This window comes from Pseudomonas syringae group sp. J254-4, from assembly GCF_032586855.1.
Taxonomy (GTDB): Bacteria; Pseudomonadota; Gammaproteobacteria; order Pseudomonadales; family Pseudomonadaceae; genus Aquipseudomonas; species Aquipseudomonas amygdali.
Genome location: NZ_JAWHOO010000018.1, coordinates 1 through 16,740, shown reverse-complemented (window position 1 = coordinate 16,740; position 16,740 = coordinate 1). Strand labels below are relative to the sequence as shown.

Here is a 16,740-nt window from a genome sequence, read left to right as displayed (position 1 = left end):
CACTTTTTGCCGGACGGGATACAAGGCCATCGCATCAAATTAGCCCGTGTACGCCAGCAGATCAGGCATGCCGAGGTTTTTCAGTGCCTGGTCGGAGTGTTCGAGTGGAGTTTTCCAACGGTTTTCTACTGAGTCTGTCGCTATGCCTGGATATTGGCCTGGCAAACATAGCCATGATCACGCTGTCCATGCAGCGCGGGTTTTTCAAGGGCCTATGGCTTGGGTTGGGAACCTGTGTCGGCGATCTGGTCTATGCGGTGCTGGCCATGCTCGGCATGGCGGTGTTGCTGCAATATGAAGCCGTACGCTACGTGCTCTGGCTCGGCGGTACGGCGGTGTTAGCCTGGTTCTGCTTCAGGATGGTCATGAGCGCCACCGCGGTCAGCACCGGTCTCGATAATCAGGATGTTCAATCGGAAAAATCCAGCGTGGCGTTGTTCCTGCACGGAATTTTTCTGGCGATGTCATCACCCAGCGCCATTCTCTGGTTTGCGGCAGTCGGCGGTGCGCTGATTGCTCGACAGGGCTCTGATCTTGCCAGTGCCTCGACCTTTCTTGTCGGGTTCGTCGCGGCGGGCGTGGTCTGGTCTATCTCGCTGTGCGCGCTGGCACATCAGGGAGGGCGCTTCATGGGGGAGCGGATGTTGCGCTGGTCCTACATTGCCTCGGCGCTGATTTTTGCCTATTTCACGTTGTATGTAGTGATCACGGGTTACCTTGAGTTTGTCGCTGCATCTCCGGTACTGCCTGCGTCGTAGCATGCCGTCGTGTATCCGGTTTGCGAAGCGGACGCCAGACTTCGAATTTTTCGCCGGTTTCGTTCATAAAGGTCGACAAGTAAGTATGATCCGTGCAATTTAGCGCCGATTGGGCATAATACCCGGCTTCGATTTCGATCCTGACAGACCTCTCTATGCAGAAAGAACCTCGTAAGGTCCGTGAATTTCGCCGCCGTGAGCAGGAAATTCTCGACACCGCGCTAAAGCTGTTCCTGGAGCAGGGCGAAGACAGCGTCACCGTCGAGATGATCGCGGACGCCGTCGGCATTGGCAAAGGCACCATCTACAAGCACTTCAAGTCCAAGGCAGAAATCTACCTGCGCTTGATGCTCGACTATGAGCGGGACCTGAACGAGCTGCTGCACTCCGCTGATGTCGACAAGGACAAGGAGGCGCTCTCACGTGCCTACTTCGAATTCCGTATGCGTGATCCTCAGCGCTATCGTCTGTTCGACCGCCTGGAGGAAAAAGTGGTCAAGGGCAATCAGGTGCCCGAGCTGGTCGAAGAGCTGCACAAGATCCGCGCCTCCAACTTCGAACACCTGACGCTGCTGATCAAAGGCCGCATCACCGAAGGCAAGCTTGAAGATGTCCCGCCTTACTACCACTACTGTGCCGCCTGGGCGCTGGTGCATGGCGCCGTTGCGCTGTACCACTCGCCGTTCTGGAGCAATGTGCTGGAAGATCAGGAAGGCTTCTTTCACTTCCTCATGGACATCGGCGTGCGTATGGGCAACAAGCGCAAGCGCGATGCCGACGTCATCGCTGAGCCCAAGCCTGACCCTGCTACGGAATAACGCCCCGGCCAGGTCTTGAACATCTGCTTCAAGGCTTTGGTGCCTGCTGTGCCAGAGATGGCGCGGAAGCTGCATCCGACGACCATTCGCCGGTTTTCCGTCACCGGCATTTGGGAGGGGATAATGCGTAGCCTGGTTATGCTGCTCGCGCTTCTGGCGTTGAGTGGCTGCATGAAAGTCAGTGACATGGGCGAGGGTGTTCGCGAGCAATTCAGCGACGCGGGTCTGCTCGATCACAGTGACACTCGCCGTACTGCCAACTGGCGTGTGCAGCCCGACTCGTTCATTTACATCGCGCAAGGTGCCTTCGTGCCGCCAGGCAATGCCTACCCACGGCCCAATGTGGTGGCTGAAGAGGCCTTCAAGGGGTTCATCGAGTACTTCCCGATGGTCCGCCGTGCCCGTGGGCCAATGGGCCTGGATGAGGCCATGATCGAGGCGCGCAGTGCAGGTGCACACTATTTGCTCTACACCCGTTTCGCCAAGGCCGATGATCGCATCGGAACCGGCGATCAGTGGGCCGATCAGGAAGCTGTGGACCGTCTGGGGGTCGACAGCGGTGTCATTCAACTGATGCTGATCGAAACCAGCACCCGTTATCTTATCGACAGCGCGCGCATTCGCAGCCGTGGCGGATTGCTGACGCTTTACGACAAAAGCCCCGAAGATTTGCTGGGTCCGCCTCTTGAGGACTACGCTCGTACCTTATTGGGCGTCGAACGTTAGGCCAGCGTCAGGAGAGTGGAGTGACCGATTCAAACAAGGCGGGTGATCTGTTTGCGCAGATCCCCAAAACCAAGGGGTTGCCGCCTGTTCATTTGTGGAATCCGGATTTCTGTGGCGATATCGACATGCGTATCGCCCGAGACGGGACATGGTATTACCTGGGCACGCCGATCGGCCGCAAACCGATGGTCAGGTTGTTCTCGACCATCATGCGTCGCGACGGCGATGACTATTTTCTGATCACCCCTGTCGAGAAAGTCGGCATCAAGGTCGATGACGCGCCTTTTGTCGCCGTCACCCTTGAGGTGCTGGGAGAGGGCGAGGCTCAGGTGCTGCGCTTCCTGACCAATGTCGAGGATCAGACTGAGGCGGGGCCGGAGCACCCTTTGCGGGTTGTGACACACCCTGATACTCAGGAGCCAGCGCCGTATATCCATGTGCGGAGCAATCTTGAGGCGCTGATTCACCGCAATGTTTTCTATCAACTGGTCGAGCTGGCGGTTTCCCGCGAGATCGACGGACAGCGCTGGCTGGGTGTCTGGAGTCACGGCGTGTTTTTTCAGGTGGGTCTCGAACCTTGAAAAACACGGCTATTTGCCGGCTTGAATTGCCTGCCGCCAGTGCGACAGTTAAAGTGCCGCTCCCTGATTTCCCTGAGGTTTTTGCATGAGCCAGTCCTTTGATATCGCCGTAGTCGGCGCAACCGGTACTGTCGGCGAAACCGTTGTCCAGGTGCTGGAGGAGCGCAACTTCCCGGTCGGCAATCTGCACCTGCTGGCAAGTATCGAGTCTGCTGGTCACTCGGTGCCGTTTCGGGGCAAGAATGTGCGCGTACGGGAAGTCGATGAGTTCGACTTCAGCAAGGTGCGCCTGGCGTTCTTCGCCGCCGGCCCGGCGGTAAGCCGCAGTTACGCCGAAAAGGCCGTGGCGGCGGGGTGCTCGGTCGTTGACTTGTCCGGTGCATTTCCTTCCTCGCAGGCACCTAATATCGTGCCGGAAATAAATGCTACGCTTTTGCACAGCGGCGCGGTCGCCTCGCTGGTGGCCAGCCCGAGCGCCTCTGCCACTGCAGTCGCACTGGCTCTGGCGCCGTTGCGCGGGTTGATCGATATCCAGTCCGTGACAGTCACGGCCTGTCTCGCGGTCTCAGCACTCGGGCGCGAAGGTGTCAGCGAGCTGGCGCGTCAGACTACCGAGCTGTTGAATGTCCGTCCGCTGGAAACCCGCTTTTTTGATCGTCAGATGGCGTTCAACGTACTGGCCCAGGTGGGTACGCCTGACGAGTCGGGGCATTTGCCGCTGGAACGGCGTCTGGTTGATGAATTACGCGAACTGCTGACGCTGCCATCGCTCAAAGTCTCTGCCACCTGCATTCAAGTGCCGGTGTTCTTTGGCGACAGCTTTACCGTAACGCTGCGCACTGCAGGTTCGGTCGATGTTGCGGCGATCAATGCAGCACTCGAGTCTGCCGTCGGAATCGAACTGGTCGATGCGGGTGATTACCCTACGCCGGTGGGTGATGCTGTGGGGCAGGACGTGGTTTATGTGGGACGCGTTCGGGCGGGAACCGACGATCCCGAGCAGCTCAATCTGTGGCTGACATCAGATAATGTGCGAAAAGGTGCTGCGCTGAATGCTGTGCAGGTTGGCGAATTGTTGATAAAAGACTATGTGTAAAAGATACTTGGCAACAATTTGAATAATTGTTTTAGCGGCGATACGCCTTACACCCAAATGCAGGACTACCTCCCCGGATCTCGGGGAATCTTTAAACAAGGGATGGGCTATGGTTCAGGTTCGTAAACTGGTATTAGCAATCGCTGCGGCTTCAGCGCTGTCATCGGGTATGGCGCAGGCGCTGGGGCTCGGGGAATTGTCGGTCAAGTCGACCCTGAATCAGCCCTTGGTAGCGGAAATCGAGTTGACCGAGGCGCAGGGGCTTAACGCAACGCAAGTTGTGCCGAGCCTGGCGACCACTGCCGACTTCGCTCAGGCGGGTGTTACCCGTCAGGCATTTCTCAACGATCTCACTTTTACCCCGGTTATCAACGCCAGCGGTAAAAGTGTCCTGCGCATTACTTCCAGCAAGCCGGTGCGCGAGCCTTATGTGAAGTTCCTGGTTCAGGTGCTCTGGCCAAATGGCCGGTTGCTGCGTGAATACAGCCTTCTGCTCGATCCTCCGAAGTTTTCTCCAGAGGCCGCCGCTGCGGCCGCCGCCCCGGCACCAGCTGCTGCTCCTGCCGCACCCGCGCAACTGGCGACGGTAGCGCCGTCGGCAGAGTCTGCGGCACCCGAGGCTCCAGCACCTGCCGCCAGTGCGCCAGCATTGCCGCCGCCCGCCGCGGACAAACAGGCACAATATGTCACCGCCAATAACGATACCTTGTGGGAAATTGCCGCGAAGGTACGTACTGGCGGCACTGTCCAGCAAACCATGCTGGCCATTCAGGCGTTGAATCCGGAAGCGTTCATCGGTGGCAACATCAACCGCTTGAAGAAAGGGCAGGTGCTGCGCCTTCCGACTCCGCAGCAAACCACCGCGTTGCCACAACCGCAGGCAGTTGCAGAAGTTTCCCGGCAGTACAGCGCCTGGCGTGAAGGCCGTCGCCTGCCTGCCGGCACGCGCCAGGTCGATGCCACCCGCCGTGATCGCGCTGGCGCTGCTCCTTCAAAGGTCGATACCTCCGACAACCTGAGCCTGGTTTCGGCAAGCGGCAAGCCTGCGGCAAAAGGTGCAGCGGGCGACAGTGATCTTGGCAACAAGCTGGCGGTGGCTCAGGAAGCGCTGGACACCACGCGTCGTGATAATGCCGAGCTGAAAAGCCGCATGAACGACCTGCAAAGCCAGCTCGACAAACTACAGCGCCTGATTGAGCTGAAAAACGGTCAGTTGGCCAAAATGCAGGCCGCCGGTGCAACTGTGCCTCCGGCTGCTGCCACCCCGCAAGCAACCACACCTGCCAATGCGGCAGTGCCTGCTTCGCTGGTCGATGCCAATGGTGCTCCGGTCAAACCGGCTGGCGAGATTGCTCCTGAAGATGCATTGCCGGCAGGTGCCGCCGAGGTTGCGACTCCGGCAGCCGATCAGCCGTTGGCTGTGGAGCCGGTGGCTGCAGCCGAAGATGAAGACGCGCTGCAGAAGATCCTCAACAACCCAGTACTGCTTGGCCTGATCGGCGGTGCCGTATTGTTGATTCTGGCCTTGTTGCTGTTGTTCCTGGCGCGTCGTCGCGCTGCGAAGGCCGAAGCCGAGAAGCACAAGCGCATGGCGCGTGCTCTGGCTGAGGAGTCGGATTTTGTTTCAGACATGGACATGAATGCACCGCCAGCCAGCTTCGACGGCCTGGACGTGCCACCACCGAATGTTCGCATGGGGGCCGCTGGTGCCGCCGCCGCTGCCACCGCGGCTCGCGAGCGTCCTGCCGATCCGTTGCTTCAGGCCGAGATTCATATTGCTTACGGGCGCATGAATCAGGCTGTCGAATTGCTTGAGGAAGCGGTGAAGGAAGATCCGAAGCGCGATGATATTCGCCTCAAGCTGATGGAAATCTACGCCGAGCAGGGTAATAACAAAGCCTACGCAGCCCACGAACGCAAACTGGTGGCAGCGGGAAAGCGTGAAGCTGAGGTCGAGCAGCAGGAAGAACTTAACTCGACCCTGAAACCGGTAGCGCCTGTTGCTGCGCCAGCGGTTTCTGAATCTGCCACTGCGTCGGCTGCTCCGGCAGTGGCCGCGGCGGCAGCAGCTGCCAGTGCTGCTGCGCTGGTTGCAGAGCTTGACGCCAAGTATGTTGAAGAGCTGTTGGCCGATGATTCGGCAGAGCAAGAGGTTGAGCCTGAGCCTGAAATCGCTGTAACAGCAGATCCCGAGCCCGAACCTGAAGTGGTTACGCCGCTGGCCGCTGAACCTGCCGAAGAGGCGGACCCGTTCGATCACGATTTTGACTTGAGCCTGGACGAGTTCGAAGAAGCGCCCACGCCTGAAGTCACCACTGTGAACGAGCTTGACGACCTGATGCTGGATGAGCCGAAGGTGTCGGCAGCAGCGGATGACGAGGAGCTGAGCTTCGAGTCGATCATGCAGCAACAGGAAGAGGCCCGTGCGGCGACTACGCCGGAAGACCTTGCCGACTTCGATCTGGACCTGTCCGAAGAAGATCCGGCGCTCAAGAACGAAGATGACTTCCTGCTCGGCCTTGGCAGTGACCCGCTTGATCTGGGTGAAACGCCCTCTGTGCCGCCTGTCAGTGATGATCTCGAGCTTCCGGAAGACTTTGATCTGTCGCTGGCGGACGAGATTGAAACCGATCAGGCCAGTCAGGCATTCGCGACCGAAATCGACGACGTCAATGCCGAGCTGGACCGGCTTTCGCAGAATCTCGAGCATCCGCCGCTCGATGAACCAAGGTTCACGGCCGAAGATGCCGCGACACTGGATGACGAACCGGACTTCGACTTCATGGCCGGCACTGACGAAGCCGCAACCAAGCTTGATCTGGCGCGGGCCTATATCGACATGGGCGATGCAGACGGTGCCCGGGATATTCTTGACGAAGTGGTCACCGAGGGCGATGACGAACAGAAAAGCGAAGCGCGGGAGATGCTTTCGCGGCTGGCCTGATCCCACTAAGGCAACCTGCAAACGGCCGCTTATGCGGCCGTTTGCATTTCAATTGTCCGGCTTGGTAGCGTGTTTTTCTTGCGACCGTATAATGACCGACTTTTCGCGAACCGACAGGCTGTACCACTTTGGCGAACATAGACAACCCGGCAGCTGAAATGGCTGCCGAGGGCTTTTCCCGAATCGCGCTGGGCGTTGAATACAAGGGCTCGCGCTATTGCGGCTGGCAACGTCAGGCATCCGGTGTGCTGACCGTGCAGGAAACTCTTGAAGACGCTTTGTCAAAAGTGGCTGCGTCACCGGTATCACTGATGTGTGCCGGCCGCACAGATGCTGGCGTGCATGCCTGCGGGCAGGTGGTGCATTTCGATACGCAGGCCGAGCGCACCATGAAGGCCTGGGTCATGGGCGCAAATATCAATCTGCCCCATGACGTTAGCGTAACCTGGGCCAGGGTCATGCCCGCGACGTTTCATGCCCGCTTCAAGGCCATTGCCCGTCGTTATCGCTACGTGATCTACAACGATCAGATTCGCCCGGCGCACCTGAATCAGGAAATCACGTGGAATCACCGCCCGCTGGATGTGGAGCGCATGGCACTGGCAGCCGAGTATCTGGTCGGTACTCATGACTTCAGCGCTTTTCGCGCCGGCCAGTGTCAGGCCAAGTCGCCAGTCAAACAGTTGCACCACCTGCGCGTGACGCGTCACGGCAAGATGATCGTGATCGACGTGCGCGCCAATGCCTTCCTGCATCATATGGTGCGCAACATCGCCGGTGTTCTGATGACCATCGGCACTGGCGAACGTCCGGTCGAGTGGGCGCGGGATGTGCTGGAAAGCCGGGTTCGGCGTACCGGTGGTGTGACGGCCCATCCTTATGGTCTGTACCTCGTGCAGGTCGAGTACCGTGATGAATTTCCGCTGCCCGAGCGTTTTGTAGGTCCGCATTTTCTTACGGGCTTTGCAGAACTGGACGGCTGACGACCCGAGCAGCATTTGCTAACATCCGGGACTTTCCGAAAGGTCTGAGGTTACTCACTACATGTCAGCCGTTCGCAGCAAGATCTGCGGGATTACCCGCATAGAGGATGCTCTGGCTGCAGCCGAGGCAGGAGCCGATGCAATTGGCCTGGTGTTCTACCCGAAAAGCCCGCGTGCGGTAACGGTGTTGCAGGCTCGCGCCATCATCGCCGCGTTGCCGCCGTTCATCACCACTGTCGGCCTGTTCGTCAACGCCAGCCGCTGCGAACTCAACGAGACGCTGGATGCGGTTGCGCTGGACATGCTGCAGTTTCATGGCGATGAAACGCCGGAGGAGTGCGACGGTTATCATCGTCCCTACATCAAGGCTTTGCGGGTCAAGGCGGGGGATGACATCGCTCAGGTTTGCCGTACCTATCGCAATGCGCGAGGCGTGCTGCTCGATACCTATGTAGAGGGTGTTCCTGGCGGTACCGGGGAAACCTTTGATTGGGCGCTGATTCCGGACGATCTGGATAAACCGGTCATTCTGGCGGGCGGGCTGACGTCGGCGAATGTGGCACAGGCCATTGCCCAGGTCCGGCCCTACGCCGTGGATGTCAGCGGCGGTGTCGAAAAGAGCAAGGGCATCAAGGATCGGGAAAAGATCCTTGCGTTCATGAGTGCAGTGCATGGCACCTGATGTGACGGTTGCCGGTCGGCCGCCGTCCATAAGCCTGTCCCTGCCACAAGGCATGCGGGTCGAATCAAGTAAGCGGTGGTGCCAGGGTGCAACGCCGTCGTTGTGAAAAATCGGGGTGAGGGGTGTGCAGGTCCGGCCTTGGGTCGATCGCTATCCTTTCATCGTCGTCCATATACGAATTTATCTGAGGGCATGCGACTGGCGTTTGATTTGTCAGTCGTTCGAGCCACACCGGTACTGGAGATATAAAGCATGAGCAACTGGTTGGTAGACAAACTGATCCCATCGATCATGCGTTCCGAGGTCAAGAAGAGCTCGGTTCCCGAAGGCCTCTGGCACAAATGCCCGTCCTGTGAGGCGGTGCTGTATCGCCCTGAGCTGGAAAAGACCCTGGACGTCTGCCCCAAGTGCAACCACCACATGCGTATCGGCGCGCGTGCCCGCCTGAACATTTTTCTGGATGTCGAAGGCCGCGAAGAGCTGGGTGCCGATCTTGAGCCGGTCGACCGTCTGAAATTCCGTGACGGCAAGAAATACAAGGACCGCCTGACCGCTGCGCAGAAACAGACCGGTGAAATGGATGCGCTGATTTCCATGAGCGGCACGTTGCTGGGCATGCCGGTGGTGGCTTCAGCGTTCGAGTTCTCGTTCATGGGCGGTTCCATGGGTGCCATTGTCGGCGAGCGTTTCGTGCGCGCCGCCAACTACGCCCTGGAAAATCGTTGCCCGATGATCTGCTTCGCCGCTTCCGGCGGTGCACGCATGCAGGAAGCACTGATCTCGCTGATGCAGATGGCCAAGACCTCGGCCGTTCTGGCACGTCTTCGTGAAGAAGGCCTGCCCTTTATCTCGGTGTTGACCGACCCGGTCTACGGCGGCGTTTCCGCCAGTCTGGCCATGCTGGGCGATGTCATCGTTGCCGAGCCCAAGGCGCTGATCGGTTTCGCCGGTCCTCGCGTGATCGAGCAAACCGTTCGCGAGAAGCTGCCAGAGGGCTTCCAGCGTAGCGAGTTCCTGCTGGATCACGGTGCTATCGACATGATCATCTCGCGTAGCGAGCTTCGTCCGCGTCTGGGTAACCTGCTGGCGCAGATGATGAACCTGCCGACGCCTCGTTTTGTAGCGCCGGTCATCGAGCCTATCGTCGTTCCACCGGCACCGACCACGATATGACCTCTACATCCCTGAGCGACTGGCTCGCTTACCTGGAACAACTGCATCCATCTGCCATCGACATGGGGCTGGATCGTTCCCGGCAGGTAGCGCTGCAGTTGGGGCTGACGCGTCCGGCCCCCAGGGTGATCACGGTGACGGGCACCAACGGCAAGGGGTCAACCTGTGCCTTTGTCGCTGCCTTGTTGCAGGCTCAGGGCTTGAAAGTCGGTGTCTACAGCTCCCCACATTTGATTCGCTATAACGAGCGGGTGAAAGTGCAGGGTGTCGAGGCAACCGACCTGGAGTTATGCGATGCGTTCGCGGCGGTTGAAGCGGCGCGTGGTGATGTAACCCTGACTTATTTCGAAATGGGCACGCTGGCGGCATTCTGGCTGTTCGAACAGGCCCGGCTGGATGCGGTCGTTCTGGAGGTCGGTCTGGGTGGTCGCCTGGATGCGGTAAATCTTGTTGATGCGGATTTCGCGCTGGTCACCAGTATCGGTGTTGATCACGCCGAGTACCTGGGTAACACCCGTGAGTCGGTCGCCTTCGAAAAGGCCGGAATCTTTCGTGCCGGTTGCCCGGCGTTGTGCGGCGATCCTGAACCCCCCGAGCCGCTGCTGGCCAAGGCTCGCGAGCTGGGTTGCCCGCTGCTGATGCGTGGTCGGGATTTCGACCTTACGATAGGCAAGGACAGTTGGGACTGGCGTGGTGTTGCTCACGGCGAACAGGTTGAACTGCGCGGTCTGCCACTGCTGGACCTGCCTATGCAGAACGCAGCGTTGGCACTTCAGGCGTTTGCCTTGCTGGGGTATCCGTTGCAAGCGGATGCAGCAGGGCAGGTTCTGGCGCAGACCCGGCTCGCCGGTCGTCTTGATCGCAGAACCTTCTGTTGGCAAGGCAAGCGGCTCAATCTGCTTCTGGATGTGGGCCACAACCCCCATGCGGCGCAATTTCTGGAGCAATGCCTCGCGCGCCAACCGGTTGCCGGCAAGCGTCGCGCCGTGTTCGGCCTGTTGAGTGACAAGGACCTTGAAGGTGTAGTCGCGCATCTGGTCCCGGTCATCGATGAGTGGGCGGTTGCGCCGCTTCCTACCTCGCGCAGCCGACCCGCAGAAGAGTTGCATTCGGCCCTGCAGAACCTTGGCGCCTGCGTGACGTCCTATCAGAGTGTTGCGTTGGCGCTGGAAGCTCAGTGCGCGCACGCCACGCCCGATGACGAGATTCTGCTGTTCGGATCATTTTACTGTGTTGCCGAGGCCCTGGAATGGTTGGCCCGGTACACCGATGAGGACGCTGCAAATGGCTTTGCTGGATAACGTATTCAAGCAGCGAATGGTTGGCGCACTGGTACTGATTGCTGTGGCGGTCATCTTCTTGCCCATGCTCTTCACACGTGAAGATGAAACGCGTCAGGTGCGGGTCGATGCACCGTCCGCACCCCAGGCACCTGCTGCTTCGCAGATCCGTGTCGACCCGGTGCCTGTTCCGGAGCCTCAGGCCCTGCCTCAGGAGCCTGTGCCCAACGACGATGACATGAGCAGCAGCCAGCCGCCGTCTATGCCGATCGCGCCTGCCCCAAGCACTCCGGCTGCACCCCCGGTTGCCAGCGCCCCGGCGCCGAAGCCTGCTGCCAAGCCGGCACCTGCGCCTGCGGCAGCCCCCGCAGCGCCCGCAGCCCCGGCGGCACCCGCCAAGCCAGCAGCACCTGCTGGCGTCGATGCCAACGGGCTGTCGATCAGCTGGTCGGTTCAACTGGCAAGCATGTCCAACCGTGCCAACGCCGACAACCTGCAAAAGACCCTGCGAACTCAGGGTTACAATGCCTACATTCGCACTGCCGATGGCGTTAATCGGGTATTTGTCGGCCCGCTTATCGAGCGTGCCGAAGCTGATCGTCTGCGTGATCAGCTCGACAAACAGCAAAAGCTCAAAGGCATTGTGGTGCGCTTTCAGCCTGAGCGGGGCTGACCGTTCGGCACCTTGTGCCCTTGCATCAAAGGAAAATGCCTCGCGCCGGTAATCGCTGCTTACCGGCAGGCGGGCGCTCTGCTAAAATGCGCCGCCTTATCCGTCTGCAGGCTGCAACGTGCCATTTACTCCGGTTGACTGGGCAATTCTGGGAATTGTCGCCATCTCCGCCCTGATCAGTCTGAAGCGCGGCTTCGTAAAAGAAGCACTGTCGTTGACGACGTGGATCATTGCAGGCGTTGTTGCCTGGATGTTCGGCGCAGGGCTGTCGCAGTATCTGGTCAATTACATAGAAACACCCTCGGCCCGCGTGATTGCGAGCTGCACCATTCTTTTTGTCGCCACCTTGCTGGTAGGCGCCATGGTCAACTTTCTGATAGGCGAGCTGATTCGCGTCACCGGGCTTTCCGGGACCGATCGTTTTCTCGGCATGGTCTTCGGCGCAGCGCGCGGAGGCCTGCTTGTCGTTGTGGCGGTAGGGCTGTTGAGCCTGGGGCCGGTGCAACAGGATCAATGGTGGCAGCAGTCCAGGCTGGTGCCGCAATTTCTCATGGTCGCTGACTGGTCGAAAAACCTGATTCTCGGGATGTCCAGCAAGTGGCTCGCCAGCGGCATCAGCGTACCCGCTGATCTGCCGTTCAAGGAACAGATCCTGCCGTCTACAATGCCGCAGGATGTGCTCGGTAAATCCAGTTCCACTAAGTAGGGGTTGTGTCGCATGTGTGGCATCGTCGGTATCGTCGGCAAGTCGAACGTCAATCAGGCGCTGTATGACGCGCTTACCGTCCTCCAGCACCGCGGCCAGGACGCTGCCGGTATCGTAACCAGCCACGATGGCCGGTTATTCCTGCGCAAGGACAACGGATTGGTGCGTGATGTGTTTCATCAACGTCATATGCAGCGCCTGGTCGGGCATATGGGCATTGGTCATGTGCGCTATCCAACGGCGGGCAGCTCGACGTCTGCAGAGGCCCAGCCGTTCTACGTCAACTCGCCTTATGGCATCACGTTGGCGCACAACGGCAACCTCACCAACGTCGAACAACTGGCCAAGGAGATTTACGAATCCGACCTGCGCCATGTGAACACCAATTCCGATTCGGAAGTGCTGCTCAACGTTTTCGCCCATGAGCTGGCCGTGCGTGGCAAGTTGCAGCCGACCGAAGAGGATATCTTCGCCGCAGTGACCGACGTGCACAATCGCTGCCGTGGCGGCTATGCGGTCGTGGCAATGATCACCGGCTACGGCATTGTCGGCTTCCGTGACCCGGACGCCATTCGTCCTATCGTGTTTGGCCAGCGTCATACCGACGAAGGCGTCGAATACATGATCGCGTCGGAAAGCGTGTCGCTGGACGTGCTCGGCTTTACCCTGATTCGCGACCTGGCTCCGGGCGAAGCGGTCTACATCACTGAAGACGGCAAGCTGCATACCCGTCAGTGTGCGGCCAACCCCAAATATGCACCGTGCATCTTCGAACACGTTTATCTGGCACGTCCTGACTCGATCATCGACGGCATTTCGGTCTACAAGGCGCGTTTGCGCATGGGCGAGAAGCTGGCCGACAAGATCCTGCGCGAGCGTCCGGATCACGATATCGATGTGGTCATCCCGATTCCGGACACCAGCCGTACCGCTGCGCTGGAGCTGGCCAACCATCTGGGCGTCAAGTTCCGCGAAGGTTTCGTCAAGAACCGCTACATCGGCCGGACCTTCATCATGCCGGGCCAGGCAGCACGCAAGAAATCCGTGCGTCAGAAGCTCAACGCAATCGAGCTGGAGTTCCGCGGCAAGAACGTGATGCTGGTGGATGACTCCATCGTGCGTGGCACGACCTGCAAACAGATCATCCAGATGGCCCGTGAAGCCGGTGCCAAGAATGTCTACTTCTGTTCGGCGGCCCCGGCCGTGCGCTACCCCAACGTCTACGGCATCGACATGCCGAGTGCTCACGAGCTGATCGCCCACAACCGTTCCACTCAGGACGTTGCCGACCTTATCGGTGCCGACTGGCTGGTTTATCAGGATCTGAATGACCTGATCGAAGCGGTCAGTGGCAGCAAGAAGATCAAGATCGACAACTTCGACTGCTCGGTTTTCGATGGCAAGTACGTGACCGGTGACATCGACGAGCATTATCTGAACAGGATCGAGAGCGCGCGTAACGACGCCTCCAAGATCAAGACTCAGGCCGTGAGCGCGATCATCGATCTGTACAACAACTAAATTGGACAAGGAGTGGGCGGCATGACTCAGGAATGGGATGCAGGTCGGCTGGATAGCGACCTTGAAGGTGTGGGTTTCGATACCCTTGCCGTACGTGCCGGGCAACACCGCACCCCGGAAGGTGAGCATGGCGATCCCATGTTCTTCACCTCCAGCTACGTCTTTCGCACGGCTGCCGATGCGGCCGCGCGTTTTGCTGGCGAGGTGCCCGGCAACGTCTACTCGCGTTATACCAACCCGACCGTGCGCTCTTTTGAAGAGCGCATCGCCGCGCTGGAAGGCGCCGAACAGGCCGTTGCTACGGCCACCGGCATGGCGGCGACCCTGGCGGTCGTGATGAGCCTGTGCAGTGCCGGGGATCATGTGCTGGTGTCGCGCAGCGTCTTTGGCTCGACCATCAGCCTGTTCGACAAGTACTTCAAACGCTTTGGCATCGAAGTGGATTACGTTCCGCTCGCAGAGCTGAGCGGCTGGGACGCGGCGATCAAGCCCAACACCAAAATGTTGTTTGTCGAGTCGCCGTCCAACCCATTGGCCGAGTTGGTGGACATCGCTGCACTGGCTGAAATCGCTCACGCCAAAGGTACGATGCTGATCGTCGACAACTGTTTCTGCACGCCGGCCTTGCAGCAGCCGCTGTTGCTGGGTGCTGATATCGTCGTGCATTCGGCTACCAAGTTCATCGACGGCCAGGGTCGCTGCATGGGCGGCGTGGTTGCCGGCCGCAGCGAGCAGATGAAGGAAGTGGTCGGTTTCCTGCGTACTGCCGGGCCTACGCTCAGCCCGTTTAATGCGTGGATCTTCCTCAAGGGTCTCGAAACCCTGAACCTGCGGATGCGAGCCCATTGTGCCAATGCCCAGGCGCTGGCCGAGTGGCTCGAGCAGCAGGACGGTATTGAAAAGGTCCATTACGCAGGGCTCAAGAGCCATCCGCAGCATGAACTGGCGCAGCGTCAGCAAAAGGGTTTTGGCGCGGTGGTAAGTTTCGAAGTCAAGGGTGGCAAGGATGGCGCATGGCGCTTCATCGATGCCACGCGGCTGATCTCCATTACAGCCAACCTGGGCGACAGCAAAACCACGATTACCCACCCGAGCACCACGTCTCATGGTCGTTTGGCGCCTCAAGAGCGTGAGGCAGCGGGTATTCGCGACAGTCTGATACGGGTTGCTGTGGGCCTGGAAGATGTGGCTGACCTGCAAGCCGACCTGGCTCGTGGTCTGGCGGCGTTGTGAGTGACAAGGCCGGTAACAAAAACAGTGGCGAGACGGGCGAAGAGTGGGCGTTGAAATTTGCCAGCACCCACAACGGCCGTGTCGCACTGGTGACGGGTGCCGCGCGCGGCATCGGGCTTGGCATCGCGGCTTGGCTGATTGCCGAGGGCTGGCAAGTCGTGCTGACCGATCTGGATCGTGCAAGGGGCTTCAAGGTGGCGGGTGCGCTGGGTGAAAACGCCCTGTTCATTGCCATGGACGTTGCCAGTGAAGAGCAGGTTGCCGCAGGTGTGGCCGAGGTGCTCAGGCAGTTTGGCCGTCTCGATGCGCTGGTGTGCAACGCAGCGATCGCCGACCCGCATAACACTACGCTGGAAAGCCTTGAGCTGTCGCACTGGAATCGGGTGCTGGCTGTCAATCTTGGTGGCCCGATGCTGCTCGCCAAGCATTGCGCGCCTTACTTGCGCGCGCACTGTGGCAGCATCGTCAACCTCACATCGACTCGCTCTCGCCAGTCCGAGGCCGATACCGAAGCTTACGCGGCCAGCAAGGGCGGCCTGATGGCGCTGACGCACGCACTGGCAATCAGTCTGGGGCCGGAGATACGTGTCAACGCCGTCAGTCCCGGCTGGATTGATGCGCGCGACCCATCGTTGCGCAAGGCCGAGCCGTTGTCCGAGACCGATCACGCCCAGCATCCTGCCGGCAGGGTAGGGACGGTGGAAGATGTTGCCGCGATGGTTGCGTGGTTGTTGTCCAGAAACGCCGGTTTCGTGACCGGGCAGGAATTTGTGGTCGACGGTGGCATGACGCGCAAGATGGTCTACGCCGAATAGTTTTGTGCAGTCTGCCGACATTGACTCTTTGTTGTGCTTTTGATGTGTGGTAGCGGTTTTGCGATTGAGCCTGTTTTTTAAAAAACTTCAATCAGGCTATTGACTTAGGTTCGTTAGGTGCGTAAATTTCGCGGCCTCAACGAAGCAAAGGGTGATTAGCTCAGCTGGGAGAGCAGCTGCCTTACAAGCAGCGGGTCGGCGGTTCGATCCCGTCATCACCCACCATCGTTGAGTTTGAAAGCTGAAGTACGAGGGCTTTCAAAGTATCAAAAGGACGCAAGTCCACAATGCGCAGCGGTAGTTCAGTCGGTTAGAATACCGGCCTGTCACGCCGGGGGTCGCGGGTTCGAGTCCCGTCCGCTGCGCCATATTTGTACAGATCGGGTTCGCCGGGTCTGCGATTGAAAAGCCCAAGGGTCTTTTAATCAGAAGTACAGGAAGCAAACTACCGAAGGTTTGTTTCAAACAGGTTTACAGCGATACGCAGCGGTAGTTCAGTCGGTTAGAATACCGGCCTGTCACGCCGGGGGTCGCGGGTTCGAGTCCCGTCCGCTGCGCCATATTTGTACAGATCGGGTTCGCCGGGTCTGCGATTGAAAAGCCCAAGGGTCTTTTAATCAGAAGTACAGGAAGCAAACTACCGAAGGTTTGTTTCAAACAGGTTTACAGCGATACGCAGCGGTAGTTCAGTCGGTTAGAATACCGGCCTGTCACGCCGGGGGTCGCGGGTTCGAGTCCCGTCCGCTGCGCC

The 16,740-nt window shown here is 59.2% G+C and carries 15 protein-coding genes and 4 tRNA genes; all 19 read left to right on the top strand.

The features are described from left to right. The first annotated feature begins 104 nt into the window (after positions 1-104). The 19 genes from RYB09_RS19665 (at position 105) to RYB09_RS19575 (ending at position 16,738) form a co-directional block, all read left to right on the top strand. A complete protein-coding gene (locus RYB09_RS19665) occupies positions 105-758 on the top strand; it encodes a LysE family translocator (RefSeq protein ID WP_316889865.1) in 654 nt (217 codons plus the stop codon). 155 nt (positions 759-913) lie between these two features. Beyond that, on the top strand, positions 914-1,576 hold the full coding sequence (locus RYB09_RS19660; protein WP_004657874.1) for a TetR/AcrR family transcriptional regulator: 663 nt from the start codon (positions 914-916) through the stop codon (positions 1,574-1,576). Positions 1,577-1,699: 123 nt separating this feature from the next. Continuing rightward, on the top strand, positions 1,700-2,302 hold the full coding sequence (locus RYB09_RS19655; RefSeq protein WP_002552702.1) for a DUF4823 domain-containing protein: 603 nt from the start codon (positions 1,700-1,702) through the stop codon (positions 2,300-2,302). A 20-nt stretch (positions 2,303-2,322) separates the two neighbouring features. After that, on the top strand, positions 2,323-2,883 hold the full coding sequence (locus RYB09_RS19650; RefSeq protein ID WP_316889864.1) for a DUF1285 domain-containing protein: 561 nt from the start codon (positions 2,323-2,325) through the stop codon (positions 2,881-2,883). An 85-nt stretch (positions 2,884-2,968) separates the two neighbouring features. Beyond that, the gene (locus tag RYB09_RS19645; protein ID WP_316889862.1) at positions 2,969-3,979 is read left to right on the top strand and encodes an aspartate-semialdehyde dehydrogenase; all 1,011 of its coding nucleotides are present in this window, start codon (positions 2,969-2,971) and stop codon (positions 3,977-3,979) included. Between the two features lie 109 nt (positions 3,980-4,088). Continuing rightward, positions 4,089-6,923 carry a FimV/HubP family polar landmark protein gene (locus tag RYB09_RS19640; RefSeq protein ID WP_316889860.1) on the top strand — a complete coding sequence of 945 codons (2,835 nt, stop codon included), beginning with the start codon at positions 4,089-4,091 and terminating at the stop codon, positions 6,921-6,923. 158 nt (positions 6,924-7,081) lie between these two features. Beyond that, positions 7,082-7,906 (top strand): tRNA pseudouridine(38-40) synthase TruA, encoded by an 825-nt coding sequence (gene truA / locus RYB09_RS19635; RefSeq protein ID WP_011168144.1) that lies wholly within the window; start codon positions 7,082-7,084, stop codon positions 7,904-7,906. A 61-nt stretch (positions 7,907-7,967) separates the two neighbouring features. Then, positions 7,968-8,588 carry a phosphoribosylanthranilate isomerase gene (locus RYB09_RS19630; RefSeq protein ID WP_058401685.1) on the top strand — a complete coding sequence of 207 codons (621 nt, stop codon included), beginning with the start codon at positions 7,968-7,970 and terminating at the stop codon, positions 8,586-8,588. A gap of 252 nt (positions 8,589-8,840) precedes the next feature. Beyond that, a complete protein-coding gene (gene accD / locus RYB09_RS19625) occupies positions 8,841-9,761 on the top strand; it encodes an acetyl-CoA carboxylase, carboxyltransferase subunit beta (RefSeq protein WP_122258272.1) in 921 nt (306 codons plus the stop codon). Beyond that, positions 9,758-11,062, top strand: coding sequence for a bifunctional tetrahydrofolate synthase/dihydrofolate synthase (folC, locus tag RYB09_RS19620; protein WP_316889857.1), 1,305 nt, complete (start codon positions 9,758-9,760; stop codon positions 11,060-11,062). The genes accD and folC overlap by 4 nt, the downstream gene beginning before the upstream one ends. Further along, the gene (locus tag RYB09_RS19615; RefSeq protein WP_219171142.1) at positions 11,046-11,714 is read left to right on the top strand and encodes an SPOR domain-containing protein; all 669 of its coding nucleotides are present in this window, start codon (positions 11,046-11,048) and stop codon (positions 11,712-11,714) included. Before folC ends, RYB09_RS19615 begins: the two co-directional genes overlap by 17 nt. A 118-nt stretch (positions 11,715-11,832) precedes the next feature. After that, complete coding sequence (locus RYB09_RS19610; protein ID WP_002552712.1) at positions 11,833-12,420, top strand: CvpA family protein; 588 nt, start codon at positions 11,833-11,835, stop codon at positions 12,418-12,420. 12 nt (positions 12,421-12,432) lie between these two features. Next, a complete protein-coding gene (gene purF / locus RYB09_RS19605) occupies positions 12,433-13,941 on the top strand; it encodes an amidophosphoribosyltransferase (RefSeq protein WP_004657889.1) in 1,509 nt (502 codons plus the stop codon). 21 nt (positions 13,942-13,962) lie between these two features. After that, on the top strand, positions 13,963-15,174 hold the full coding sequence (locus RYB09_RS19600; protein ID WP_058401688.1) for an O-succinylhomoserine sulfhydrylase: 1,212 nt from the start codon (positions 13,963-13,965) through the stop codon (positions 15,172-15,174). 50 nt (positions 15,175-15,224) lie between these two features. Next, positions 15,225-15,989 carry an SDR family oxidoreductase gene (locus RYB09_RS19595; RefSeq protein ID WP_161796185.1) on the top strand — a complete coding sequence of 255 codons (765 nt, stop codon included), beginning with the start codon at positions 15,225-15,227 and terminating at the stop codon, positions 15,987-15,989. A 149-nt stretch (positions 15,990-16,138) separates the two neighbouring features. After that, positions 16,139-16,214 (top strand) — tRNA-Val (locus RYB09_RS19590). Positions 16,215-16,280: 66 nt separating this feature from the next. Continuing rightward, a tRNA-Asp gene (locus tag RYB09_RS19585) sits at positions 16,281-16,357 on the top strand. A gap of 115 nt (positions 16,358-16,472) precedes the next feature. Beyond that, positions 16,473-16,549: transfer RNA gene (locus tag RYB09_RS19580), tRNA-Asp, on the top strand. 115 nt (positions 16,550-16,664) lie between these two features. After that, positions 16,665-16,738: transfer RNA gene (locus tag RYB09_RS19575), tRNA-Asp, on the top strand. The last annotated feature ends 2 nt before the right edge of the window (positions 16,739-16,740 follow it).